Source organism: Bhargavaea beijingensis (genome assembly GCF_900101985.1).
GTDB lineage: Bacteria > Bacillota > Bacilli > Bacillales_A > Planococcaceae > Bhargavaea > Bhargavaea beijingensis.
On record NZ_FNAR01000009.1, the window covers coordinates 40821 to 65483 of the forward strand.

The 24663-nt window shown below is 54.1% G+C and carries 27 protein-coding genes, 1 tRNA gene and 1 riboswitch; of the genes, 2 read left to right on the forward strand and 26 right to left on the reverse strand.

Features of this window, described 5'->3' with window-relative positions; genetic code table 11:
- Nucleotides 1-2 precede the first annotated feature (2 nt).
- The 13 genes from BLT01_RS08415 to BLT01_RS08475 all read right to left on the reverse strand — a co-directional run bounded on the left by BLT01_RS08415 (nt 3) and on the right by BLT01_RS08475 (nt 9118).
- Nucleotides 3-1019: a ThiF family adenylyltransferase gene (locus BLT01_RS08415; RefSeq protein ID WP_092097045.1), complete on the reverse strand. Its 1017-nt coding sequence runs from the start codon at nt 1017-1019 to the stop codon at nt 3-5.
- Complete coding sequence (locus tag BLT01_RS08420; protein WP_092097047.1) at nt 1016-1783, reverse strand: thiazole synthase; 768 nt, start codon at nt 1781-1783, stop codon at nt 1016-1018. Before BLT01_RS08420 ends, BLT01_RS08415 begins: the two co-directional genes overlap by 4 nt.
- A gap of 4 nt (nt 1784-1787) precedes the next feature.
- Nucleotides 1788-1994 (reverse strand): sulfur carrier protein ThiS, encoded by a 207-nt coding sequence (thiS, locus tag BLT01_RS08425; RefSeq protein WP_092097049.1) that lies wholly within the window; start codon nt 1992-1994, stop codon nt 1788-1790.
- Nucleotides 1982-2605 carry a thiamine phosphate synthase gene (locus BLT01_RS08430; RefSeq protein WP_092097051.1) on the reverse strand — a complete coding sequence of 208 codons (624 nt, stop codon included), beginning with the start codon at nt 2603-2605 and terminating at the stop codon, nt 1982-1984. Before BLT01_RS08430 ends, thiS begins: the two co-directional genes overlap by 13 nt.
- 81 nt (nt 2606-2686) lie before the next feature.
- Nucleotides 2687-2795, reverse strand: a riboswitch (TPP riboswitch).
- A gap of 181 nt (nt 2796-2976) precedes the next feature.
- A tRNA-Arg gene (locus BLT01_RS08435) sits at nt 2977-3050 on the reverse strand.
- A gap of 58 nt (nt 3051-3108) precedes the next feature.
- A complete protein-coding gene (locus BLT01_RS08440; RefSeq protein WP_092097053.1) occupies nt 3109-3630 on the reverse strand; it encodes a metallophosphoesterase in 522 nt (173 codons plus the stop codon).
- Complete coding sequence (locus BLT01_RS08445) at nt 3627-4232, reverse strand: XTP/dITP diphosphatase (RefSeq protein ID WP_092097056.1); 606 nt, start codon at nt 4230-4232, stop codon at nt 3627-3629. The genes BLT01_RS08440 and BLT01_RS08445 overlap by 4 nt, the downstream gene beginning before the upstream one ends.
- Before the next feature lie 112 nt (nt 4233-4344).
- Nucleotides 4345-4842, reverse strand: coding sequence for a MarR family winged helix-turn-helix transcriptional regulator (locus tag BLT01_RS08450; protein ID WP_092097059.1), 498 nt, complete (start codon nt 4840-4842; stop codon nt 4345-4347).
- A gap of 70 nt (nt 4843-4912) precedes the next feature.
- A complete protein-coding gene (locus BLT01_RS08455) occupies nt 4913-5137 on the reverse strand; it encodes a helix-turn-helix domain-containing protein (RefSeq protein WP_008301013.1) in 225 nt (74 codons plus the stop codon).
- An 84-nt stretch (nt 5138-5221) separates the two neighbouring features.
- Nucleotides 5222-5683 carry an acyl-CoA thioesterase gene (locus BLT01_RS08460; RefSeq protein ID WP_092097062.1) on the reverse strand — a complete coding sequence of 154 codons (462 nt, stop codon included), beginning with the start codon at nt 5681-5683 and terminating at the stop codon, nt 5222-5224.
- Nucleotides 5684-5884: 201 nt separating this feature from the next.
- Nucleotides 5885-6685: a succinate dehydrogenase iron-sulfur subunit gene (gene sdhB / locus BLT01_RS08465; RefSeq protein ID WP_092097066.1), complete on the reverse strand. Its 801-nt coding sequence runs from the start codon at nt 6683-6685 to the stop codon at nt 5885-5887.
- Nucleotides 6686-6710: 25 nt separating this feature from the next.
- Nucleotides 6711-8459, reverse strand: a complete 1749-nt coding sequence (gene sdhA / locus BLT01_RS08470) for a succinate dehydrogenase flavoprotein subunit (RefSeq protein WP_092097069.1) — start codon at nt 8457-8459, stop codon at nt 6711-6713.
- A 53-nt stretch (nt 8460-8512) separates the two neighbouring features.
- On the reverse strand, nt 8513-9118 hold the full coding sequence (locus BLT01_RS08475; protein ID WP_092097072.1) for a succinate dehydrogenase cytochrome b558 subunit: 606 nt from the start codon (nt 9116-9118) through the stop codon (nt 8513-8515).
- A 244-nt stretch (nt 9119-9362) separates the two neighbouring features.
- Between BLT01_RS08475 and BLT01_RS08480 the strand changes: the two genes are divergently transcribed.
- Nucleotides 9363-9779, forward strand: coding sequence for a DUF2507 domain-containing protein (locus BLT01_RS08480; RefSeq protein WP_092097075.1), 417 nt, complete (start codon nt 9363-9365; stop codon nt 9777-9779).
- Between the two features lie 58 nt (nt 9780-9837).
- Here BLT01_RS08480 and BLT01_RS08485 read toward each other — a convergent pair whose 3' ends face one another.
- From BLT01_RS08485 to zapA, 13 genes are all read right to left on the reverse strand, one after another.
- Nucleotides 9838-10209, reverse strand: coding sequence for a DnaJ family domain-containing protein (locus BLT01_RS08485; protein ID WP_092097078.1), 372 nt, complete (start codon nt 10207-10209; stop codon nt 9838-9840).
- Between the two features lie 12 nt (nt 10210-10221).
- Entirely contained in the window at nt 10222-12036 is a 1815-nt protein-coding gene (uvrC, locus tag BLT01_RS08490; protein WP_092097081.1) for an excinuclease ABC subunit UvrC, read from the reverse strand.
- A 60-nt stretch (nt 12037-12096) separates the two neighbouring features.
- On the reverse strand, nt 12097-12411 hold the full coding sequence (gene trxA, locus BLT01_RS08495; protein WP_092097083.1) for a thioredoxin: 315 nt from the start codon (nt 12409-12411) through the stop codon (nt 12097-12099).
- 195 nt (nt 12412-12606) lie between these two features.
- On the reverse strand, nt 12607-13584 hold the full coding sequence (locus BLT01_RS08500; RefSeq protein ID WP_092097086.1) for an electron transfer flavoprotein subunit alpha/FixB family protein: 978 nt from the start codon (nt 13582-13584) through the stop codon (nt 12607-12609).
- A gap of 35 nt (nt 13585-13619) precedes the next feature.
- Nucleotides 13620-14393, reverse strand: a complete 774-nt coding sequence (locus BLT01_RS08505) for an electron transfer flavoprotein subunit beta/FixA family protein (protein WP_092097089.1) — start codon at nt 14391-14393, stop codon at nt 13620-13622.
- Between the two features lie 23 nt (nt 14394-14416).
- Nucleotides 14417-15190 (reverse strand): enoyl-CoA hydratase, encoded by a 774-nt coding sequence (locus BLT01_RS08510; protein WP_092097092.1) that lies wholly within the window; start codon nt 15188-15190, stop codon nt 14417-14419.
- Between the two features lie 16 nt (nt 15191-15206).
- Nucleotides 15207-15794 (reverse strand): TetR/AcrR family transcriptional regulator, encoded by a 588-nt coding sequence (locus tag BLT01_RS08515; RefSeq protein ID WP_092097095.1) that lies wholly within the window; start codon nt 15792-15794, stop codon nt 15207-15209.
- Nucleotides 15795-15886: 92 nt separating this feature from the next.
- Nucleotides 15887-17584 (reverse strand): long-chain-fatty-acid--CoA ligase, encoded by a 1698-nt coding sequence (locus BLT01_RS08520; RefSeq protein ID WP_092097098.1) that lies wholly within the window; start codon nt 17582-17584, stop codon nt 15887-15889.
- A 289-nt stretch (nt 17585-17873) separates the two neighbouring features.
- Complete coding sequence (locus BLT01_RS08525; protein WP_092097101.1) at nt 17874-18287, reverse strand: DUF350 domain-containing protein; 414 nt, start codon at nt 18285-18287, stop codon at nt 17874-17876.
- Nucleotides 18288-18407: 120 nt separating this feature from the next.
- Nucleotides 18408-20768: an endonuclease MutS2 gene (locus BLT01_RS08530; protein WP_092097104.1), complete on the reverse strand. Its 2361-nt coding sequence runs from the start codon at nt 20766-20768 to the stop codon at nt 18408-18410.
- A 38-nt stretch (nt 20769-20806) separates the two neighbouring features.
- Nucleotides 20807-22525, reverse strand: a complete 1719-nt coding sequence (gene polX, locus BLT01_RS08535; protein ID WP_245696900.1) for a DNA polymerase/3'-5' exonuclease PolX — start codon at nt 22523-22525, stop codon at nt 20807-20809.
- 43 nt (nt 22526-22568) lie between these two features.
- Nucleotides 22569-23108: a CvpA family protein gene (locus tag BLT01_RS08540; protein WP_092097107.1), complete on the reverse strand. Its 540-nt coding sequence runs from the start codon at nt 23106-23108 to the stop codon at nt 22569-22571.
- Nucleotides 23109-23115: 7 nt separating this feature from the next.
- Nucleotides 23116-23376 carry a cell division protein ZapA gene (gene zapA / locus BLT01_RS08545; RefSeq protein ID WP_092097109.1) on the reverse strand — a complete coding sequence of 87 codons (261 nt, stop codon included), beginning with the start codon at nt 23374-23376 and terminating at the stop codon, nt 23116-23118.
- Between the two features lie 90 nt (nt 23377-23466).
- On the opposite strand from zapA, the gene rnhC reads away from it, so the two are divergent.
- Nucleotides 23467-24408 (forward strand): ribonuclease HIII, encoded by a 942-nt coding sequence (gene rnhC, locus BLT01_RS08550; protein WP_092097111.1) that lies wholly within the window; start codon nt 23467-23469, stop codon nt 24406-24408.
- The last annotated feature ends 255 nt before the right edge of the window (nt 24409-24663 follow it).

Genomic DNA, 24663 nt, shown 5'->3' on the forward strand with positions numbered 1-24663 from the left:
GTTTATCCGACCAGCTCCGATGCAATCTTCTCTGCGGTCGTAATGCTTTTCGTGCCATGGACCAGCATCCTGCCGTCATGGAACAAAACAATGCGGTGACCGTGATACTCGCATGCCACGAGATAAGGGTTATGGACAAGATTGGAGACCACCTTCCTGACCGACTGCACGAATAAAGGCAGTTCCAATCTTTTGTTTCGCGGCCAGCTCAACTGGACGGTGTCCCTGCCGCAAAGTACCGCCGGCCGGATGGAAGAGCCAAGTGTGAGAAAAGGGTAACTTGCATGTTCGGAACAGCTTGGACAGTCGCTCTTTTTCAATCCGCTTACGTCAATGGACGACCGCTCCCCTGTCCACATATCGGCAGACTCGAGCTTCGGCTCCATTTCGCCCGTGGCCAGGTACTTGAGCACCCCGGCTGCTTGCCTGGCGGCTGTTGTCACCACGGCCGGGCTGATGATGCCTGCCGTATCGCATGTCATTGTCTGCGCCGGCAACGTTTCCAACAGGCAGTGCAGGCAAGGCTGCTGTGTCTGAACGCCGAACGGAAACGTCAGGCCATAGCTGCCTACGCATGCTCCCATGAAAAAAGGAAGGCCCATCTTACATGCCGCATCATTGGCCAGCAGCCTGGTTTCCATATTGTCCGTCGCATCCAACAGCACATCGTGCCCCGCGATCAGGCTCTGTATGTTTTCCGCCGTCACATCCGTTACGATGCCGCAGATCCGGACGTCGCTGTTGATGGCAGTCAGCCTTCTTTCCGCGCAAATGGCTTTTGGCAATCGTTCAGCGACATCCTGTTCCGTGTAAAGTTGCTGACGGTGCAGATTCGACCATTCCACATAATCCCTGTCGACAATCGTGACTTTTCCGACTCCGGCACGAACAAGCATTTCCGCCCCCGATGAACCCAGAGCCCCCGCCCCCAAAATAAAGACTGCCGACTTTCCCAACCGTTCCTGTCCGTTTTTCCCGATCGGCATAAATAACTCCTGCCGGGAGTATTTGGAACTCAATTTGGAACAAGCCCTTCCATCGGACTGCTGGCGACGCCATAGTCCCTTACCGGCATCCGCCCCGCTTCAAACCCGAGCCTGCCTGCCTCTATCGCGAGTTTCATCGCCTTTGCCATCTTGACCGGATCTGCGGCTTCAGACACAGCCGTGTTCAATAAGATCCCATCAGCGCCCAGTTCCATTGCATATGCCGCGTCTTTCGGCGAACCGATCCCTGCGTCGATGATGACCGGAACATCGGATTGTTCGATGATCAATGACAAATTGAGCGGATTGATCAGTCCGCGGCCCGAACCGATCGGTGAAGCACCGGGCATGACAGCATGAGCCCCCAATTCGCATAACCTTCGGGCCAGGACCACATCATCCGACGTATAAGGGAGCACAATGAAGCCTTCTTCCAGCAGCATTTCTGAGGCTCTGAGTGTCTCAATCGGGTCAGGCAGCAAAGAACGGTCACAGCCGATGATTTCGACCTTTACCATATCGCAAAGCCCTGATGCTTTAGCCAGCTTGGCGATTCTTACTGCTTCCTCCGCAGTTTTGGCGCCTGCTGTATTCGGCAGCAATGTATAAGCTGACAGGTCCAGCTGCTCCAGAAAGTTGGGCTGCGACGGCTCGAAAATGTTCATTCTCCTCACTGCGAATGTCAGGATTTCCGTTCCTGACACTTTGACTGCTTCTTTCTGGATTTCAAAAGAAGGGTATTTTCCCGTTCCTAGCAGAAGTCTTGAACGAAAGGTTCGGTTTCCGATGGTGATCATATGGTCATCCTCCTCCTACAAAATGGATAATTTCAATCTGGTCTTTATCGTTGACGGGCTCTTCATAAGCCCCTTTTGGCACAATCGACTGGTTTTTTTCAATCACGGCGATACGGTCGCTTAAGTCCAGGTGGTCCAACAATTGCCTGACCGTTCCTACGCCTTTTGGCACTTCATACTTTTTTCCGTTCAGCTTGATCACTTTCTCCATGTGGATTCCACCTTTCCGCGGAACAATTGATCCCTGTAGGGAGCAACCGCTTCCTCCGCAGTGCTTTCACTGAAAATGGCCGACATCAGCGCGATACCAGCCAGGTCCGATTTTTCCAGAAGTGGCAGATGCTCGGGCCGGATTCCGCCGATTGCATAAATCGGGATCGGGATCGCCTGTACCATCCTGAAAAGTTCATCAGTCCCCCTCGGGACCTTGCCCTGTTTTGATGCGGTCTGAAACAGATGGCCGTAGAGCAGCCAGTCGGCTCCGTGTGTATAGGCCATTTCCGCTTCCGCGAGAGAATGGACGGAACGGCCGAAGAGAAGTGAAGGGTATTGAAGTTTCAATTGGCCCAGCGGCAAACCGTAGCCGGGAATCTGGACGCGCCGGATTCCGGTCATCACCGCGATATCCGGACGGTTATGAACAATGATTTTTTCTTCATCGCAGCCGGCTTCCTTCAGCCGGCGGATCGCTTCAACGATCTCCTTGTCCGTTTTCGTGGTTTCTCTCAGAATGAATGCATCAATCGCCGGCTCGACAAGAAGCAAAACATCCACAAGTTCCGGGATTCCCATCCTGCCGTTTGTCACCGCCCAAATCTCCATCGCGCCTCTCCTTTCGCCATAACGAAAAAGACCGCCTTCCCGTAAGGAAGCGGTCTTGGAATTGCCGATACAAGAGCATAGCAAAAAGAGACGCCACTTCCCTACGCAAGTCCAAACCTGATCAGGTGATAAGGGTTTCGGAGTCACACTCGTCTCTCAGTCCTTTATAAGGATTCCCCTAATGGTCGCAACGTTATGAAATTTATAATGCATGAGTAGCATAACACATTATCGGAAAAATGAATACCTTCACTTGCTCCTTGGACTTTGCTGCCGGACAAAAAAGCTTCCCGGCGCCAGAAGGCCGTAACATGGTACGGTCATCTGAACGACAGGAAGCTTGTATCAGGGGCAGACTTGCCCTTCTATTACGTCCCAGGAGGGATTCGAACCCCCGACCGACAGCTTAGAAGGCTGTTGCTCTATCCTGCTGAGCTACTGGGACAAGGCAACCATGCGGCTGCACAAGACAAAGATAATTATAGGTTCCCCGGTCCCCAAAGTCAACGGCTTTTCGGAAAATCAGGGAAATCAGCCGAATCCGCCTCTGTCGCATCTGTGTTCAAGAAACGAACGGACACACCTGCCGCCGTTTTTTCGATCACCGCGTAGGTGGCCGGACGGCCGGGCGGCGGCCTGTGCGTACTCCCCGGGTTCACAAACAAGATTCCTTCGTGAACTTCGGCCCCGTAAAGATGGGTGTGGCCGAACAGGACGATATCCGCCCCGGCCTCCTCTGCCCTGTATCGAAGAGGCAGCAGGCCCGTCTTCACTTGGTCCAGATGGCCATGTGTCACAAGGACCCGAAAACTGCCCGCCGACAGCATCAGGTACTCGGGCAGCCCGTCCGGGTCGCAGTTGCCTTTTACAGCGACCATCTCTCCAAGAAGTGCATCTTCCGCCGAAAGCTCGCTGTCTCCGCAATGGATAAGGTAATCCGATTCCGACTGCTCGTCCTTGAACTGCCGGATCGTCTCCTTGTCGCCGTGCGAATCACTCATCACCGCAATGCGCCAGTTTGTCATTGGTTTTCCCCGAACAGTTCTCCCGCCTGTTCCTCAAGGCTCCTGATCGCTTCCCCCCGGTGGGACACGACCGCTTTCTCCTCAGGGGTCAGTTGCGCCATTGTCCGTTCTTCCCTGGGAACGTAAAAGACGGGATCATAGCCGAAGCCGTTTTCCCCTGCAGGTGTCCTCAGAATGCGCCCTTCGCATGTCCCCTCGAAAAACTGCGTTTCGGCTCCTGGTGCAGCGATGGCGAGCACACACACAAATCGGGCAGTGCGTTCCTCGTCCGGCACACCGGATAGATCCGCAAGCAGCTTTTCAATATTGCGCTCGTCCGTTGCCCCTTCGCCGCTGTAGCGCGCGGAATAGACACCCGGTTTTCCGTCCAACGCATCCACCGCAAGTCCGCTGTCATCGGCAATCACCATTTTCCCAAGCCTTTTTGACACCGTCTCTGCTTTCAGTGCCGCATTTTCCCTGAATGTCGTGCCCGTTTCCTCGATTTCCAAGTCAGGCGCCACATCGAACAGGGTGAGAACCTTGATGCCATAGGGCGACAAAAGTGCCTCAAAGTCTTTCGCCTTGCCCCGGTTTTTCGTTGCAATGATCACTTCATTCATCTGTACCTTCTCCTTCCGCCCGGCAATTGCCGTCTCATCGTATCATAACCGTTTCAGGACGGCGAAAAACCCGAAGCGCTTCCTGCTCCGGGCTTCAACAGCCAGCCAATGGTCATTTCTCGGCATTCTTCAGTTCCATCCTTCTCTTCCTGCCTTCCTTCATGCCGCTGTGCAGTTTGGACAGCATTTCGGAAAGCCGGACGACTTCTTCCGCTGAAAAATCGGACAGCACAGCCTGAAGGTCCTTCTGCCGCTTCCTGATGACCTCCTGGATGATGCGCTCCCCGTCCTCGAGAAGATGGATCCGGACGACCCGCCTATCCTGTTCGTCACGCACCCGCTTTACAAGACGGTTTTTTTCCATTCTGTCAACGAGGTCAGTCGTCGTCGAAAAGGCCAGGTACATCTTATTGGATAAGTCGCCGATCGTCATGTCGCCCAGTTCGAGCAACCATTGCAGTGCCACGAACTGTGGCGGAGTGATCGGATAATTGTCGAGAATCTCCCGTCCGCTCTGTTTGATCAGTCCAGAGATGTGACGCAGCTCCTTTTCGACGAAGGCGATGTCTTCCCCGTTATGCTGCAGGTCCTCTCCGTTCAAGCCAGCCATTAACTCACCACTCCCGAAACCGTTTGAATAGTTATATTGTGAACGGTTTCGTGCGGAATGGCAAGTTTATTTAGTCAAGCGAGAGTTCCGATAGCCGGAGAAGCTCGACGATTGCCTGAGCGCGTCCGGATACCCCAAGTTTCTGAATGGTGTTCGAAATATGATTCCGGACGGTCTTTTCGCTGATTCCCAGCCTGGCTGCAATTTCTTTCGTTGTCTGATCTTTCACCAGCAGCTGGAAAATTTCTCTTTCCCTTCCGGTAAGCAATGAACGATGATGCAGCTCATCCGCCACGTAGCGCCCCTCCCCTCAACTCTTCATCGTAGAGTATGAAGGAACGGGTCCGGCGGTGACGGCATTTGCCCGGCATTCAAAGGTTTATGACGAGAAAGCCGACGCGGCACCGATTGCATCCAGCGCTTTGTCCGACCAAGGAAGCGGCTTTCCGGTCTTCCGGCTCACCTGGACAATCGTCCCCCTCCCGGTAAATGCCGGCTCTCCGTCATGGCCGGTGGCAAGGTAATGGATATCCAGCGAAGTGCTCCCGACTCTTTCCGTTTTCACGTGAATATCAAGCTGTTCATCAAAGAACACTTGTTTCAGATAATCGCACTGAAGATCGGCAACGACCGTGATGGACCCTTCGTTTTCATCCATCCAGTTTTCCATCAGGCCAAGGTGTTTCAGGTATTCGATCCTTGCATGTTCAAAATAAGTGAAGTTGACCGTATTGTTCAGATGCCCGAACATATCCGTTTCGGAAAACCGGACCGTGACCGGTACTGAAAAATTGAATCCCTTTTTCCATTCTTCAAAATCTCCGATGTATGTTGCCCTCATGACCATTCCTCCCCCGTCCGCTTAAAATGAATGACTATTCATTCTTTTATCATAACAGAAACAACGGTCATTGAGAAGACGCGCGGGCATGTTCTTACTGTATCAATCATCCGGCTCGATTGACACGGCAGGCCATGAAGCTCGAAGCACAAAAAATCCCCCTCAAGCCGTACAGGCCGGTTTGGGGGGATGGGCGCATCATCAATCGACCATGTGGTCGGAACCGAAGAAGCGCTTGAAGGAGTATACGGATGCTGCACGGTTCATTGCAGCGATCGATGTGGTAAGCGGAATGCCTTTCGGGCAAGCGACGACGCAGTTTTGCGAGTTGCCGCACTCTTGGAGTCCGCCATCCTGCATCAGAGCATCCAGACGCTCGTCACGGTTCATCGCACCTGTCGGGTGCGTGTTGAACAGACGGACCTGGGAAATCAGCGCAGGGCCGATAAAGTTCGTCTTATCGTTGACGTTCGGGCATGCTTCGAGGCAAACGCCGCAAGTCATGCACTTGGAAAGTTCATAAGCCCACTGGCGCTTGCGCTCAGGCATGCGCGGTCCTTCGCCGAGGTCATACGTACCGTCGATCGGAACCCATGCCTTGACTTTTTTGAGCGAGTCGAACATGACTTCACGGTCGACGACCAGGTCGCGGACAACCGGGAAGGTGCGCATCGGCTCAAGCGTGATCGGCTGGGTCAGCTGGTCGACAAGCGCCGTACAAGATTGGCGCGGGCGGCCGTTGATGACCATTGAACAGGCACCGCAGACTTCCTCGAGACAGTTCATTTCCCATTGGATCGGGGAAGTCTTCTTGCCTTCCGAGTTCACCGGATTCCGCCGGATTTCCATAAGCGCCGAAATGACGTTCATGTTCTGGCGGTATGGGACATCAAACGTTTCCCAGTAAGGGCTCGACTCCGGGCTATCCTGACGCTGGATCTTAAAGCGGACAGTCTTTGTGGCAGTCGCCTCATTCCGTTCCTTTACAGCAGTTTCAGCCATTTTTATGCGTCTCCTTTCTCAGAGATCAGTGCTTCGATGTATAGTCGCGTTTACGCGGCTTGATCAGGGAAACATCGACATCGGCGTAGTCGAACTTCGGTGCGGATACACCGTCAAACGATGCCATCGTCGTCTTCAGCCACTGCTCGTCGTTCCGCTCAGGGAAGTCCGGCTTATAGTGCGCGCCGCGGCTTTCGTCCCGGTTGAGGGCGCCGAGCGTGATGACACGTGCCAGGTAAAGCATGTTCTTCAGCTGGCGGGTAAATGCCGCACCCTGGTTGGACCAGCGGGACGTGTCGTTGACGTTGATGTTTTCGTAGCGCTCGAGGAGTTCCTGGATCTTGTAATCCGTTTCCTGAAGCTTGTCGTTGTAGCGAACGACCGTGACGTTATCCGTCATGACCTCGCCGAGTTCCTTGTGAAGGACATACGCATTTTCCGTGCCGTCCATCTTCAGGATGCTGTCCCACTTCTGCTCTTCGGATTTGACGACGCCGTCGAAGAGCGTGGACGACAGGTCCTCGGCATGTTTTTCGAGGCCTTCCATGTACTTGACCGCGTTCGGGCCGGCAACCATGCCGCCGTAGATCGCGGACAGGAGGGAGTTCGCACCGAGGCGGTTTGCGCCGTGCATGGAGTAATCCGCTTCACCCGCTGCGAAGAGCCCGGGGATGTTCGTCATCTGATCGTAGTCGACCCAGAGGCCGCCCATCGAATAGTGAACCGCAGGGAAAATCTTCATCGGCACTTTGCGTGGATCGTCGCCTGTGAACTTCTCATAGATTTCGATGATGCCGCCGAGCTTGATGTCCAGCTCGCGGGAATCCTTATGGGAAAGATCCAGGTAAACCATGTTCTCGCCGTTGACGCCGAGTTTCTGGTTGACACAAACATCGAAGATTTCACGTGTCGCGATGTCACGCGGCACGAGGTTCCCGTATGCCGGATATTTTTCTTCGAGGAAGTACCACGGTTTGCCGTCCTTGTATGTCCAGACACGTCCGCCTTCGCCGCGTGCCGATTCAGACATCAGACGGAGCTTATCATCACCAGGGATTGCCGTCGGGTGAATCTGGATGAATTCACCGTTCGCGTAGATCGCGCCCTGCTGATAAGCGGTCGCCGCGGCTGAACCTGTGTTGATGACGGAGTTTGTCGACTTGCCGAAGATGATTCCGGGACCGCCGGTCGCCAGGATGACGGCATCCGAACGGAACGTCTTGATTTCCATCGTTTTCAGGTTTTGCGCCGAAATTCCGCGGCAGACGCCTTCATCGTCGAGTACGACTCCGAGGAACTCCCAGTTTTCATACTTCTTGACGAGTCCTTCGACTTCAAAGCGCCGGACTTGCTCGTCCAGTGCGTAAAGAAGCTGCTGGCCGGTCGTCGCGCCGGCAAAAGCCGTGCGGTGGTGGAGCGTTCCGCCGAAGCGGCGGAAGTCAAGCAGGCCTTCCGGGGTCCGGTTGAACATGACGCCCATCCGGTCCATCAGGTGGATGATTCCGGGCGCTGCTTCGGCCATCGCCTTGACAGGAGGCTGGTTCGCCAGGAAGTCGCCGCCGTAAACAGTGTCATCAAAGTGGATCATCGGGGAATCGCCTTCCCCTTTCGTGTTGACCGCACCGTTGATGCCGCCTTGTGCGCAGACGGAGTGGGAACGCTTTACAGGGACCAGGGAAAACAATTCGACGGGCGTGCCGGCTTCGGCAGCCTTAATCGTCGCCATCAGGCCGGCTAGGCCGCCGCCGACGACGATCAACTTGCTTTTCGCCATTCTATCTTTCACTCCTCAGTTAGATCAAAGTAGGTGGCACGGGATGCCAATCATTACACGAATGCAAAGATGGCACGAATGCCGATCACGGACAGGACGAGGAACAGCCCCATCATGACATACGTGGAGAGGCGCTGCGAACGCGGGGATTGAGTGATGCCCCACGTGACGAGGAACGACCAGAAGCCATTCGCAAAGTGGAACGTCGCAGAGATGACGCCGAGCACGTAGAATGCGACCATAAACGGATTGGCAAGGATGTCAGCCATCATGTCGAAGTTGACATCAGCGCCGAGCGCCTTCTGGATACGGGTCTGCCAGATGTGCCAAGCGATGAAGACCACAAGGATCACACCCGTGATACGCTGGAGAAGGAACATCCAGTTGCGGTATGTACCGTAGCGGTTCGTGTTCGGCTTGGCAGTGAACGCGATATAAAGGCCGAAAAATGCGTGGAACATGAGCGGGATGTAGATGACAATCCACTCAAGCCAGAGAACGAAAGGCAGATTGCCCATGAAGTCCGACGCTTTGTTGAATGCCTCTACCCCCTGCGTTGCAAAGTGGTTGATGATGAGGTGCTGCGTCAAGAACAGGCCGATCGGGATGATCCCAAGCAGCGAGTGCAGCCGGCGCAAGCCAAAATCTGAGTCTCTCATGAAATCTTTTACCCCCCTTAGTACTGACAAACAGGCAGGCAAGGAAGCCCCCGCCTGCCGGCGGAAGCGTACATTGACTGCATATTTAATCATGTTTACAATATTTAAGACATGACCATTGTACTCCTGAAACAAATTGAAATCAAGGCGACGGTCACATTTTCGACAAAAGCCGCATAAGCGGTTCCCGGGCAGCTAAAAAGGCTTCCGGTCAAGTTTTTCAATGGAAGAGGCGAACGTAAAAATGGAGACAAAACCGGAAAAAGCAGGAGCGGAAAGCGCGATGCCGACAAAGTTCGGCTATGCCCTTTTCCGCGATTATATCCTTCCATCCGTCCTTGGCAGGCATGAGGAGGAAATCCTATACTGGGCCGGCAAAGAACTGGCAGCCGAATTTCCGCTTTTTGATATGGACGAGACAGCCGGTTTTTTCATGGAAGCAGGCTGGGGGACGCTCACATGTGAATCAGCCGGCAAAAGAGAGAGAGTCTATGTGCTTGAGACAGAGACAGAACAGGCCAAAAAAGGTCGGCGCTGCTACTCTGTCGAAGCCGGTTTCCTTGCAGGGCAGTATCAGAAAATCCATAACCGGGTATCTGAATGCCGGCCGGAACCGGACTGCCGCCAGGGCGTTGTCAAACTGACACTTGCCTGGGAATAAAGTGACCACGATCGGCCGTGTGACGGAAACCCGTTGCGCGGCCGATTGTTGTTTTGGCTCAGTCCCATTTCAGGCGATCATTGATTTGCCGGCTGTATTGCCTGAACGAAGAACTGTTGGTCCGCACGCCTTTTTTCGACAGCAGGCTGTTCATTTTCCTCATTTGCTGATTGTAAGCCTGCTCCAGCTCGGTTTTCTCATCTTCGGGCGCATTCTTGAGCCGGCTGCCCAATTCGGTCATTTCCTTCTGCACGAACACCGCCTCATCGTCGTACCCGCTGTTTTTCAGGATTCTGACTGCCATGCGGATGTCAGCCGGAACATGTTCCAGCTCGTCTTTCGGCAGCGGCTTTCCCGCGCCCGGAAGATTGTTGAACTTTCCTTCCTCACGCGCCTTAAGGATGGCTTCCTCGACAATTCTCCAGTTCATCCCGCTCCTCCTTTATTCACCGATTCCGGATGATTTTTCTTCCTTCGCTTTGTTCTGGTCCTTGAAGTATTGCTCCACCGTTTCCGCGACGGATTGCGGAAGCCCCGCTTCCTTCAATTCCTCCACACCGGCGGCGCGGATTTTCTTGACAGAACCGAAGTGACGGAGCAGCTGGTTTTTCCGCTTTGCTCCGACGCCCGGAATTCCGTCAAGCGAAGATGTGAGAGACTTTGCTCCCCTCCGTTGCCTGTGGAAGGTGATTGCAAACCGGTGAACCTCGTCCTGTATCCGCTGCAGCAGATAAAAGGCTTCGCCGGTGCGCTTTAGGGGCACGACTTCCGGCGGATCCCCGTATAAAAGCAACGCGGTCTGGTGCTTGTCGTCCTTTGCAAGACCCGCGACCGGGATATCAAGTCCGAGTTCGTCTTCGATCACTTCCTTGGCTGCGCTGATCTGCCCCTTTCCTCCGTCGATCAGGACAAGATCCGGAAGCGGCAGATTATCCTTGAGCACCCGGACGTATCTTCTTCGGACGACTTCCCTCATCGCCCCGTAGTCGTCATGGCGGGCAGCCGCTTTCGTCTTGTATTTCCGATAGCCTTTTTTCTCGGGCCGGCCATCGACGAATGTCACCATTCCGGAGACCGCCTCGGCTCCGAACGTATGTGAGTTGTCGAAAGCTTCGATGCGGAGCGGCGCCGAAATGCCCATCGCTTCGCCGAGCTGTTCGCAGGCGCCGACTGTCCGCTGCTCCCTGCGTTCGATCAGCTGGAACTTCTCGGAAAGTGCAATCCGCGCATTTTTCTCGGCAAGTTTCACCATATCCTTTTTCTGGCCTCGCTGCGGCACCGAAACCTTCGCATCGAGCAGCTGGCTGACGATCTCAAGGTCCGTCCCTTCGGGAAAGAAGATTTCCTTCGGCTGCAGATGCTCCGGTTTGTCATAGAAGGATCCGATATACGTCAGGAATTCCTCATCCGGGTCCCGGTAGATCGGAAAAAGAGACACGTCCCGTTCAATCAGTTTGCCCTGTCGGATAAAAAATACCTGGACACACATCCAGCCTTTGTCGACCGCGTAGCCGAAAACATCCCGGTCAGTCATATCGGTCGTTGTCATTTTCTGTTTCTCCATCACAGCTTCGATATTCGAGATTTGGTCGCGGTATTCCTTAGCGCGCTCGAACTCCAGCTTCTCCGCCGCTTCTTCCATCTTCCGTGACAGATCTTCCTTGACTTCCTTGTACCCGCCGTTCAGGAACCGGGTGATGCCTGCCGTCATTTCCCGGTAAGTCTCCGGCGTCACCTCGTTGACGCACGGTGCCAGACACTGCCCGAGATGATAATACAGACACACCCGGTCGGGAAGCGTATTGCATTTCCGGAGCGGATAAATCCGGTCGAGCAGTTTCTTCGTTTCCTGTGCCGCATAGGCATTCGGATAAGGTCCAAAGTACTTCCCCTTATCTTTCTTCACTTTCCGCGTCACCAGGAGGCGCGGATGACGCTCTGCGGTCAGCTTGATATACGGATAGGTTTTGTCATCTTTGAGCATGATATTGTATTTCGGATCATGCTTCTTGATCAGGTTCAGCTCAAGGATGAGCGCTTCGATATCGGATGATGTGACGAAGTATTCAAAGTCCTCTATCTCACTCACAAGCCGCTGGGTCTTGGCATCATGCGAGCCGGTGAAATAAGAGCGAACCCGGTTCTTGAGCACTTTCGCCTTTCCGACGTAGATGATGGTGCCCTGCCGGTCCTTCATGAGGTAGCATCCCGGTTGGTCGGGCAAAATCGCCAGTTTCTGGCGGATCGTTTCATTCATATGGATTCACCTGCCAAAAAAACCGGGCACCTATGAGGGACCCGGTCAGCGTTCTTTTCGTTACGCGTATTGCTCGATAAACTGGACAAGCTTTTCTTTCGGATTGAAGCCGACCACTTTGTCGACGATTTCACCGTCTTTAAAGAGGACGAGCGTCGGGATCGACATGATGCCGTATTTTCCGGCTGTCTGCTGGTTTTCGTCGACGTCGACTTTGACGATCTGTACCTTGTCGCCGATTTCTGCATCGACTTCTTCAAGGACCGGCGCAATCATTTTGCATGGGCCGCACCATGTTGCCCAAAAGTCGACAAGGACGAGCCCATCGGATACTTTGCTTTGGAAATCTTGATCTGTTGCATGTTGAATAGCCATTTGATTACCTCCTCATGTTTAACCACTCTTGGGTCATTATAGCACCTGCCCGAGTGGCCGGCGAATGTTCTGCTTGCCGGTCAACCACATGCCGGGATGCCGTTCTTTAGTTGTTTACCCGCTCTGCGGAAATCTATCCTGTCTCTTCAGGCAACAGTAACGGGGCCGCCCTTTTTACGGACAGCCCCGGTGTGATCATGCGTTGACTTTTAGCTGCTTGATCTCTTCGATCATCATCGGGATGATTTCGAAAAGGTCACCGACAATACCGTAGTCCGCCACTTTGAAAATATTGGCTTCAGGGTCTTTGTTGATCGCGACGATCACTTTGGAGTTGGACATGCCGGCAAGGTGCTGGATGGCGCCGGAAATGCCTGCCGCGATGTAAAGGTCCGGCGTGACGACCTTTCCGGTCTGGCCGATCTGAAGCGAGTAGTCACAGTAGTCGGCATCGCACGCACCGCGGGATGCGCCAATTGCGCCCCCAAGCAGGTCCGCGAGTTCCTTGAGCGGCTCGAAGCCTTCAGGTCCCTTGACACCGCGTCCTCCTGCCACGATGACTTTCGCCTCGGACATGTCGACGCCATCGGTCGCCTTCGTAACGACATCTTTCACCACGGAGCGCAGGTTCTGTATATCCGCACTCAGTGACGAAACATCGCCGGAGCGGCCGGCGTCTTGTGCAAGCGGCTCGATATTGTTCGGGCGGACCGTAAAGAATACAGGTCCTTCGTTGATCTTGACCTTCTCGAAAGCCTTGCCGGAATAGATCGGGCGGATAAAGACGGCATCATCGTCTTCACCTTCGATTTCCGTCACATCAGAGACAAGCCCGCTCTGGAGCTTCGCCGCGATTTTTGGTGAAAGGTCTTTGCCGAGGGCCGTGTGGCCGAAGACGATCGCTTCCGGCTCTTCCTGTTCGTGGACAGCCATGAATGCCTGCCCGAATCCGTCGGATGTGTAGTACTTGAGATGCGGATGCTCAACCGCTACAACGCGGTCCGCTCCGTACTGGATCAATTCCTGGCCGAGGTCTTGGACGGAATCCCCGATCAGGACTCCGACGATTTCTCCCCCGCCGGAAATTTTCTTCGCCGCCGCAATGGCTTCAAACGAGACGTTTCGCAGTGCGCCGTCGCGTACTTCCCCTAGAACAATTACTTTTTTGGACATAGTTTACCCCTCCTGTATCGAATGTGCCGGTCGGCTCAGATGACTTTCGCTTCGGTGCGGAGCAGCTGGACGAGTTCCTTTACCTGATCCTGGAGGTCACCCTCAAGAACGCGGCCTGCCTGTTTTTCAGGCGGAAGGAAGACATCCACACGCTCAACCTTCACTTCCAGATCGTCTTCCTCTAGATCGATGTCGTCGAGCTCGAGCTCTTCAAGCGGCTTCTTTTTCGCTTTCATGATCCCCGGAAGGGACGGATAACGAGGGTCGTTCAGGCCTTGCTGGGCCGTAATGAGTAGCGGCATCTGGGCCTCGATCGTTTCGGAGTCGCCTTCGACATCACGGACGACGGTTGCCTGATCGCCATCAATCTTCAGCTCAGTGATCGTCGTGACACAGTTGATGCCGAGCAGTTCCGCCACACGCGGGCCGACTTGGCCGGAGCCGCCGTCGATCGCCACGTTGCCGGCGAGAATAAGATCCGCATCTTTATCATTCAGATATTCCGCGATGATTGTCGCTGCACCGAACTCGTCCAGTTCATCAAGGTCATCCTCGGTATTGATGAGAACCGCCTTGTCAGCCCCCATTGCGAGTGCAGTACGCAACTGCTTTTCCGCTTCTTCGGAACCGATCGTCAGGACGGTCACTTCCCCGCCGTGCTCGTCCCGTACGCGGATTGCTTCTTCCACTGCGTATTCATCGTACGGGTTGATGATGAATTCTGCGCCATCCTCCGCGATTCCACCGTTTTGGACGGAGATTTTCTCTTCTGTATCGAATGTGCGTTTTACCAGTGCGTAAATGTTCATCTTGCCATCCTCCCCTTCGTGTCTTACTTTCCTTGGAATACAGGTTTGCGTTTCTCGAGAAATGCGGAGATTCCTTCTTTTGCGTCCTGTGATGCGAAAACCTCACCGAACGACGCCGCTTCGGCCTTGACTCCTTCATGGAAGCCGGCATGCTTGCCGTACTGAAGCATGCGGAGTGCGGCGCGGACCGATACCGGACTTTTATCCGCTATTTTGCGCGCGACGGAGAGCGTTTCTTCGAGCAATTCTTCCTCGCCGAATGCACGGTTGGCCAATCCTGCAGAGACGGCCTCTTCGCCCGTTATCGGTTCCGAAGTCAGCATCATCTCGGCCGCTTTTGCCGGACCGACATAGCGGGGCAGCCGCTGTGTTCCGGCAAACCCAGGAATGAGCCCGAGCTGTAGTTCCGGAAGACCCAGCTTGGCGCCTGCCGTAACAAAGCGCATGTGGCAGGCCATGGCGAGCTCGAGTCCTCCGCCTAGAGCAGCGCCATGGATTGCCGCTATGACCGGTTTCGGGAAGTTCTCGAGACGTCCGAACACTTCCTGGCCGCTGCCGGCAAGCTTGCTGAAACCGGCGGCATCCGGAACTTCCGTGAATTCCTTGATGTCTGCTCCTGCGGAGAAGAACCGTCCTTCACCATGCAGAACGACCACACGCACCTCATCATCGTTTTCGACCTGGTTCAGGAGTTCATTCACTTCTTTGATCAGACCTTGTGAAAGCGCATTCGCCGGCGGCCGGTTTATAGAGGCCAGTGCGATGCCGTCTTCCTTGTTCACCTTCAAGAATTCCAATGTCTACCCATCCCCCTTACGTGGCTTTCATGCCTTTCATGAGCAGCCTATGTACATCCGGCGCTAGTTTAATTAAATCATATTTCTGATCATTCATCACCCATGAGGTGGAAATTTCATCAACGGTTCCGAATACCATCTGCCGCGCAAGCCGGATGTCCATACTTTTTTCGAATTCACCGCGCTCAATTCCTTCTTGAAGAATGCGATCCAGCATAGCCAGATAATCTTTCAGGACTTCGTTGATTTTCAGCCTCAGTTCTTTGTTGGACTGGCGCAGTTCCAGCTGGGTGACGATCGCCAGGTGACGGTCCGCATAAAGTACGTTGAAATGGTTATCAATCATCCGGTACAATTTTTCTTCGGAGGACATCTCGCTGTCCTCCATAACAGGCCGGAGATTGTCCATGAACAGCGCCATTTTCTCACGGAACACTGAGACGAGAATATCTTCTTTGTTCTTAAAATACAGATAGATTGTTCCGTCGGCCACCCCCGCCTGTTTGGCAATCTTCGAAACCTGGGCCTGGTGATACCCATTTTCCGCAATGGCAATCACGGCCGCATCCACAATCTGTCCGTACTTCGGCTTATTCCGATTCAATGGGTTCACCACCAAAATAAAAAAAGAAATATGAATGATGGTTCATTCATATTTCTATATTATTCTCTATTTGATTGGCTGTCAAGCGCTGTTCAGGAGATGACCTTTTCCTGTTCCATCTTCTTTTTTTCTTCATCGACCAGAGAACGCCTCAATATCTTTCCGACCGCCGTTTTAGGCAGTTCATCGCGAAACTCGTAAAGTTTCGGAACTTTGTATGCAGCAAGGCTCTTCCGGCAATGCTCGTTCAGCTCTTGTTCCGTCAGATCTGTGCCTTGCTTCCGGACAATATACGCCTTGACCGTCTCTCCGCGGTAGGGGTCAGGCACACCGGCAACGATACATTCTGCCACTGCCGGGTGTTCGTACAGCACTTCCTCGATTTCCCTGGGATATACATTATATCCGCTCGCAATGATCATGTCCTTTTTGCGGTCGACCACATAGAAGTATCCATCCTCATCCATATACCCCAGATCCCCTGTGAGCAGCCAGCCGTCTTTGATGGTGGCAGCCGTTTCTTCAGGGCGGTTCCAGTACCCCTTCATGACCTGAGGGCCTCTCACTGCAATTTCTCCGACTTCTCCCTGCTCCACCAGTTCCGTCGTGCCAGTCCTGAAGATTGCGGCTTCCGTGTCGGGCCAAGGAAGACCAACCGAACCCTCTTTCCTTTTCCCGTCCCAGATCAAATTGGAATGCGTCACCGGTGATGATTCAGACAGGCCGTAGCCCTCGACCAGTTTACCTTTCGTGATTTTCTCAAACTGCATCTGGATGTCCACCGGCAGCGGAGCCGAACCGCTCAGGCATGCTTTAATGGAAGACAAATCATAGTTGCCGATGTCGGGATGATTCAGCAAGCCGATATAAATGGTCGGCGCACCCGGGAAGAGTGTTGGCGACTGCTTATCAATCAGTTTCAGCACGGTTTCCGGATCGAATTTCGGCACGAGCACCATTTTGTTCCCCTGGCTGACCGACAACACCAGAACGGTCGTCATCCCGTAAACATGGAAGAACGGAAGAATTCCGAGAACCACTTCTTCGCCCGGTTCGCAGCGGTACATCCAGGCGGCACACATCTCCGTGTTCGCGATCAGGTTCCTGTGCGAGAGCATGACTCCCTTCGGCGCACCCGTCGTCCCCCCTGTGTACTGAAGAAGGGCGAGATCTTCCTGTTGAATGTCCAATGTCTCGATCGGCTCCGCCTGCTTACGCTTCATCACCTCTGTGAAAAGATGATTCCGGCCGCGATGTTCCACTTTGACGGTCATGCCATATTCTCTTTTCTGGACGAACGGATAAAGCACATTTTTCGGGAATGGAAGGTAGTCTTTGATCCCGGTGACGATCACATTCTCCAGAGCCGTTTCGCCAATGACTTTGGAGACCCTCGGGAACAGGATATCCAGTGTGAGAATCGCTCTGGCACCCGAATCGTTCATCTGGTAAGCAAGTTCTTTCTCCGTGTATAAGGGATTTGTCTGGACCACTACGCCGCCTGCGTAAAGGATGCCGTAGAATGCAATCACATTTTGAGGACAATTCGGCAGCATGATCGCCACCCGGTCACCCTTACTGATTCCGAGGCTCTTCAGATAATTTCCGAACTTAAGGGCAGATTCGTACAGTTCCAGGTAACTTACCTGTCTGCCGAGAAAATGAATGGCCGTTTTTTCCGGAAACTTGGATGCCGACCGGGTCAAGCCATCCTGAAGCGGTTCATCAGGATAGTCAATTGTTGCCGGAACACCTTCAGGATAGTTCTTGAGCCATGGTTTTTCCGTCATGATCAGACCCCTTCCCAATAATCGTTAGAATATTCCTATTACTATCTTACCTTATGATGTATACGCTTTCAACAGACAAAGTAAAAAGACGCAGGTGTCCCCGCGCCTTCGTAGGCCGCATTTTTCATTTGCAAGCGATGAACATCCGCAAAATTCCCATCCGCTCACACCTTCAGAAAAACAGCCACCAGATGCCGACGATGATGAAGCCGGCGCACAAAACCAGCAGCAGCTTGGCCAGTTTGATCATATCCATATTTTTTACCGCCTTTCAGGACGGATCCGGAAATCAGGTGATGCTTGCCGCGATGACATAGCTGAGCCCCACAGAGATGATGAGGGAGATGAGGCCCACTGCCCGGTTGCCGTTTCCGATTTCTTCGTCAACATTGAACCGTGGGGTCAAAAATTCGAAAAGCCAGTATGCCATGATGAGGAGGAAAAAACCGAACCCGCCCCACGCAAGCATCTCCGGCAGGGATGAATGCTGTTGGATGGAATGGCGGAAAATATTGGCCACTCCGTAAATCTTCCCGCCTGTTGCGAGCGCGACAGCCACGTTTCCGTTTTTGATCTCTTCCCAGTTCTTATATTTCGTCACGATTTCAAAAATCACCATTGATACGACCAGGCAGAGGACCGTGACACTGAAATAGCCGGCCGTCTCCACGAGTGGATGAGACCAGAAACTCGATAACAGCATTGAGTTTGCTCCTTTGCGGGTTTTAGTACCTTTACGGGTTACTTGCAGAGAAGTTTCATTTCTTCTCCATTCAGGTTCAGGAAATGGCAGCCGGGTGAAGCAGGACAGCATAACGCCGTCCTACTTCAGCTCGACAACCGTAACTCCGTAACCGCCTTCTCCCGCTTCGCCGAAACGGAAGCTTTTGACGCGCGGATGACGGCGAAGGTACTTCTGGATTCCCTCGCGGAGGGCACCCGTGCCTTTACCGTGGATGATCGATACACGCGGATAATTGGCAAGGAGTGCATCGTCAATGTATTTTTCTGTCCGTTGGATGGCATCCTCGTACCGCTCTCCGCGCAGGTCGAGTTCCAGTTTGACGCCGGAGCCCGAACGGCCACGGACCGCGTTGACGTTGACTGTCTGCTTTTCCTTCTCCGGCTTGACGTACTCCAGATCGGATTCATCAATCTTCATCTTCAGGATACCGAGCTGGACCATCCACTCCCCGCCGGACATTTTTTCAACCAGCGAGCCCTTCTGCCCGTAGCTGAGCACTTTGACTTCGTCACCGGCGCGGAATTCCCTTTTGGCAGGCTTGGCCTTCTGCTTCGGTTTCTTCGCCAGTTCCTCTTCAGGCATCGCGCCTTCCAACCGTTTTTTTGCGTCGATCAGTTCGTGCTCTTTGACCGAAGCGCCTGCATTCAGCCTGAGTGCCCGAAGTTCCGAAATGACGGATTCCGCTTCCCGGCGCGCATTCTCGACAATTTTCTTCGCCTTTTCACGCGCTTTCTGCTCGAGCAACTCCTTCTTCGATTCATACTCCGAGAGGCGTGCTTCAAGCTGTTCGCGGAGCGACTCCGTTTCCTCAAGGACCCTTGCCGTTTCTTCCGCGTCTTTTTCCGCCTGAACCCTGCTGGCCTCAAGCGAGGTGATCATCGTCTCGACCTCGTTCCGATCTTCTCCCGTAAAGGTCTCGGCATGCCGGATAATCTTGTCCGGCAAGCCGAGGCGGCTGGAGATTTCGAACGCGTTGCTCCGTCCCGGAACGCCGATCAGCAGCCGGTAAGTCGGACTGAGGGTTTCGATATCGAATTCGACGCTCGCATTAACCACTCCCGGACGGTTGTATCCATAGGCTTTCAGTTCAGGATAGTGCGTCGTCGCCATGACACGGGCTCCCCGTCCATGGACTTCGTCAAGAATGGCGATGGCCAGAGCCGCACCTTCCTGCGGATCGGTACCGGAACCGAGTTCATCGAACAGGACGAGTGATTCGGAATCGAATTTTTCAAGGATGTCGACAATGTTGACCATGTGCGAAGAAAACGTACTCAGGCTCTGTTCGATGGACTGCTCGTCGCCGATATCGGCAAACACATCATTGAACACGGCCATCTCCGAGCCATCAAGCGCAGGAATCGGAATCCCCGCCTGCGTCATGAGCGTGCACAGTCCGACCGTTTTCAGCGTGACGGTCTTTCCGCCCGTGTTCGGACCCGTAATCACAATCGCCGTCGTATCCCTGCCGAATTCAATCGTGTTTGGTACAGCTTCTTCTCTCGGCAAAAGCGGATGGCGGCCTTTCACGAGGCGGATATACCCCTCGTCATTGACCGTCGGCACGGTCGCCTTCTGGGTCATCCCATACTTTGCCTTAGCCAGGACAGCATCCATGTCCCCCAAGATCCGGACCAGGACAAACAGTTCGTGGGCGTGCTGCTGCACATGGCCGCTCAGCTCGCGGAGAATTCGTTCGACCTCTTCCTTTTCCCTCGACTTCAGCTGGCGGATTTCGTTGTTTGCCTGAACGACCACGTCCGGCTCGATGAACAGGGTCTGGCCGGAGGAGGACTGGTCGTGGACAATCCCGCCGAAGTGCGTCCGGTATTCCTGCTTGACCGGAATGACGTAGCGGTCGTTCCGGATGGTGACAATCGAGTCGGACAGCATTTTGGAGTTGTTCCGCGTATACTGCTCCAGCTTTTCTCGGACCCTTCCCTCCTGGGTCCGCAGCTGCTGCCGGATGGAACGGAGTGCCGGCGAAGCGCTGTCCAGCACTTTTCCGTTTTCATCGATGCAGGCATTGATCTCGTGTTCAAGTGCGGTCAGGACCGGCATCTTCTCTTTTTTCGCGATAAAGAGCGGGATGTCAATCTCCCCTTCTTCAGCGATTGCGTCCAAGAACTGCCGGAGGATGCGGCCGGCACGGATTGTGCTCGCCGTCTCCATCAGTTCGCCGGCGCCGAGTGTGCCGCCCGCCTGCGCCCGCCTGGCGTACATGCGTACGTCGAACAGGCCGCCCATCGGAACATTCCCGCGGATGCGGTAGATGGCCAGAGCTTCGTCCGTCTCTTCCAGGAGGGACCGTACCTTTTCTATTTCCTTGGAAGGGACAAGCTCCCCGATACGTGAACGTCCGAGTGCCGATGTGCAATGCCCGGTCACTTCGGAACGGATTTTATCAAATTCAAGTGTTTTCAGGACCCGGGCCTCCATGTGCCCCACTTCCTTTCAGATCTGGTCAGTCTATTGATTCATCGTTCCCTGCCCAAGTGCGACAGGAAACGTTCGAGTGTCCATGTATTGACGATCATATCCCGGTTCAGCCATGCACGCTGTGCGTATCGGACTCCGGTATTCATATAGGACAGTTGGCCGACGCTGTGCGCGTCGGTATTGATCGCGATCGGCACACCTTTGTCCGCAGCCAGTTCAAGCCATTCTTCGGCAAGGTCCAGCCTGTACGGATTGGCGTTGAGCTCAAGGATTTTTCCATAGTCCGCCGCCCAGCCGACCAGTTGCGCCACATCAGGCGAGTAGCCATCCCGGCGCCCGATGATCCGGCCTGTCGGATGGGCGATCATGTCCACATGCGGGTTGGAAATTGCCGCATGGAGGCGTTCCATAATCTTTTCTTGGGGCTGGCTGAAGTTGGAATGGATCGACGCGATGACGAAGTCGAGTTCCGACAGCAGCTCATCATCAAAGTCCAGTGTGGCATCCGGCAAAATGTCCATCTCGGACCCGCACAGTATCGTGATGCCGTCCATTTCCGAATCCACTTCCCGGATTTCCCGGATTTGTTCGCGCAAGCGCTCGGGTGTAAGACCGTTTGCGACGCGCAGATAGCGGGAGTGATCCGTGATGACCATATGGCTGTACCCGAGATCCCGGCAAGCTTCAGCCATCTCGCGGATCGACTCCGCTCCGTCAGACCAGACCGTGTGCATATGAAGGTCCGAACGGATGTCTTCCGGCCGGATCAGCGTTTCCAATTCATCTGCGCGGCCCAGCTCCGTCCCGTCTTTCCGTACTGCAGGCGGGAAGAACGGCAAGCCGAAGTGGGCAAAGAAATCCTTCTCGGAACTAAACGTAAGGACAGTGCCGTCCTCCTGCTCCACCCCGTATTCACTGATTTTCTCGCCGCGCTCCTTGGCAATCTGCCGCATCCGTACATTATGATCTTTTGACCCGGTAAAGTGATGGATCGCGCTTGCAAACTGTTCTTCCGTGACAAACCGGAAGTCCACATCCACCGGCTCCTCCGCATCAACGGTGACCGAGAGCTTGGCTTCTCCTGATGCGGCGGTTCCGTTGACGGGAAGTCCGGACGCCAAGGCTTCGTTGACCCGCTCCGGCTCCATAGTCACGACAATAAAGTCCAGGTCACTGCTCATCTCTGCAGTTCGCCGGTAGCTGCCGGTCACCTTGTAGCGGTCCACTTCGGGAATCGCGTTCAGGACATTCTCGATCATCCGCACGATCGGCTCCAGTTGCCAGTGCGGCAGCTTGTCCGGGCGCTGGCCGAACGTATCGAGCTCCGCAAGAATTTTCTCTTCCGTCTTTTTGCCGAACCCCGCCAACTTGCTGACTTCGCCCGCCTCACAGGCAGCACGAAGCGATTCAGCGGAATCGATGCCGAGCTCACCGTGCAACTTGGCGATTTTTTTGCCGCCGAGCCCCGGTATTTTCAGAAGCGGAATCAGTCCGCCCGGCACCTGTCCACGAAGTTCTTTAAGAAGATCGGATTCTCCTTTTTCGATCAGGTCGGTAATCACCGCGCCGGTGCCTTTCCCGATCCCTTTCAGAGACAGGATATCATCCATTTCGGACAGGCTGCGCGAATCCTGCTCGAGCACGCCGGCAGCTTTCCGGAAGGCACCGACCTTGAACGGGTTCTCGCCGAGCAGTTCCATATGAAGAGCAATTTCTTCAAGCGTCTTGATGATGATTTTCTTGTTCACCGTCACCATTCCCCTTTCGGATAAAAAGCTTCCCTCATCAGAAGGGAAGCTTTCATTTTGCATAGATGTACCACCAGTTTTTCACCATTTCGGAGATTATGGGTGTATGTTTCAGAATCGCTCCTGAGAAAAGCGAAGAATCAATCATGCTCTGGAATGCGGCCACCGGCACCATCGCCACGATGTAAAGGATGAAAAACAGAATCAAGTAAAATTCAAGGAAGCCGAGTGCCGCTCCCGCGAATGAATTGACCGACCCGAGCACCGGCAAGTATTTCAAAAAATCCAGCGCAGATGCAATCAGGTGGAGCACCAGCTTCACCGTCAGGAAGATAAAGACAAATGCCAGCAGCCGATAGAACGTCTCGTCGAAATCAATGCTGCCGAACGAGATCCGCAGCGAGTTCCCTGCCTCGACCGCGGGATACGGAATCCACAGCACAAACTTCTCGGCAAGCGGCTTATAGTACTTCCACGCGACAATCAGCGCGATGATGATGCTGGTCATATGTAGGAGCTGGACAATAAGGCCCCGTTTGTAGCCCGCTACGAGGCCTGCCAAAAGAACGATCAAAATGATTAAATCAAGCATACATGTGTCAGCCCTTCAATTGGTTCAGTTCGTTTTCAAGTTCTTCAACCCGCTCCTTGAGCTTGAGCGAGTCATTTACAGTATTCAGCGCGGTCAGCACTGCGATTTTCGTAGTATCGAGCGAGCGGTTCTTCGATGAGATCTCGCGCATCATGTCATCCACAAGCGAAGCGACGAGCCGCATATGTCCGACAGTCTCTTTCCCCATCATCTGGTATGTCTGACCATAGATGTCGACGGACACACGATTTTTTTCCGGTTCAGCCACTCCCGCCACCTCCTTGAAAAATCCCATACACCATATTACCATGAAAAGACTTGCCATGTGTAGGTACGAAACGGCGGAAGGATGAGAATCATGTCGAATGCGGTAATCCAGCTTGGCCCGGACAGAATCCGGGCACTTATGGCCCATTATGCGGGCTCCAGAATCGAACGGAATGCACCCGGTGTTGTTTTTGCCGCCAAGTCGGGAGGCGTATCCATCACCGCCTACAAATCCGGGAAAGTGCTGTTCCAGGGAGGTGGCGCAGATGCGGAGGCATCCAGATGGGGAGGCAATGCCTCCCCGTCTTCCCCGAAAGCTGCGGCCCCCAAGGGTGAAAAGCTGCCGTCCGGCCTTGCGCGAATGTCAATACTCGGTTCGGACGAAACCGGAACAGGCGACTTTTTCGGTCCCGTTACGGTTGCGGCGTGTTTTGTGCCTGCAGAAAAAATCGCACTGGCCAAGGAGCTCGGGGTGAAAGATTCAAAGATGCTGACAGATGCCCACATGCTGAAAATCGGGCCGGAAATCAAAGAGGCGTTCACGAACAGCGTGCTAGTCCTTCCGAACGAAAAATATAATGCCGTCCAGGCCAAGGGCTGGTCCCAAGGGAAAATCAAGGCGCTTCTCCACAACCAGGCACTCAAGCATGTGCTGCGTAAAATGGATGGCCTCAAGCCCGACCATATCCTGATCGACCAGTTTGCGGAACGCGGCATTTACTATCGCCATATCGCATCCGAACCGGAAATCATCCGGGAAAACGTCCTGTTCTCCACAAAAGCTGAAAACCTCCATGTGTCCGTGGCATGCGCGTCGATCCTTGCCAGAGTGGCTTTCCTTGAAGAAATGGACCGGCTTAGCGAAAAAGCCGGCACCCGGCTTCCGAAAGGCGCCGGAAAACCGGTCGATGAGGCAGCAGCCAAGATCTTGATAAAGAAAGGTGATGACTTCCTGGCTTCCATCACAAAGCGGCACTTCGCCAATACAAAGAAAGCTGCCATGCTTGCAGCCAAGCGATCCGGGAGATCGTGACAAGTTCCACCCGGCTGTCCGGCTGATGCCGGGCGGTTTTTTCGGAGCTTTTTAGGGCGCCTGCACTTTTCGTGCGTGATCCTTGGGGCGACGGCACTTTTCGGAAGCAAACTTGCCAGATTCGTATGCGAACTTGGGGAGCCCGCACTTTTCGTACGCGAACTTCACGGATTCGTACGCGAACCCGGAAGCACCCGCACTTTTCGTACGTGAACTCCCCCCGTTTCGTACGCGAACTTGGGGAGCCCGCACTTT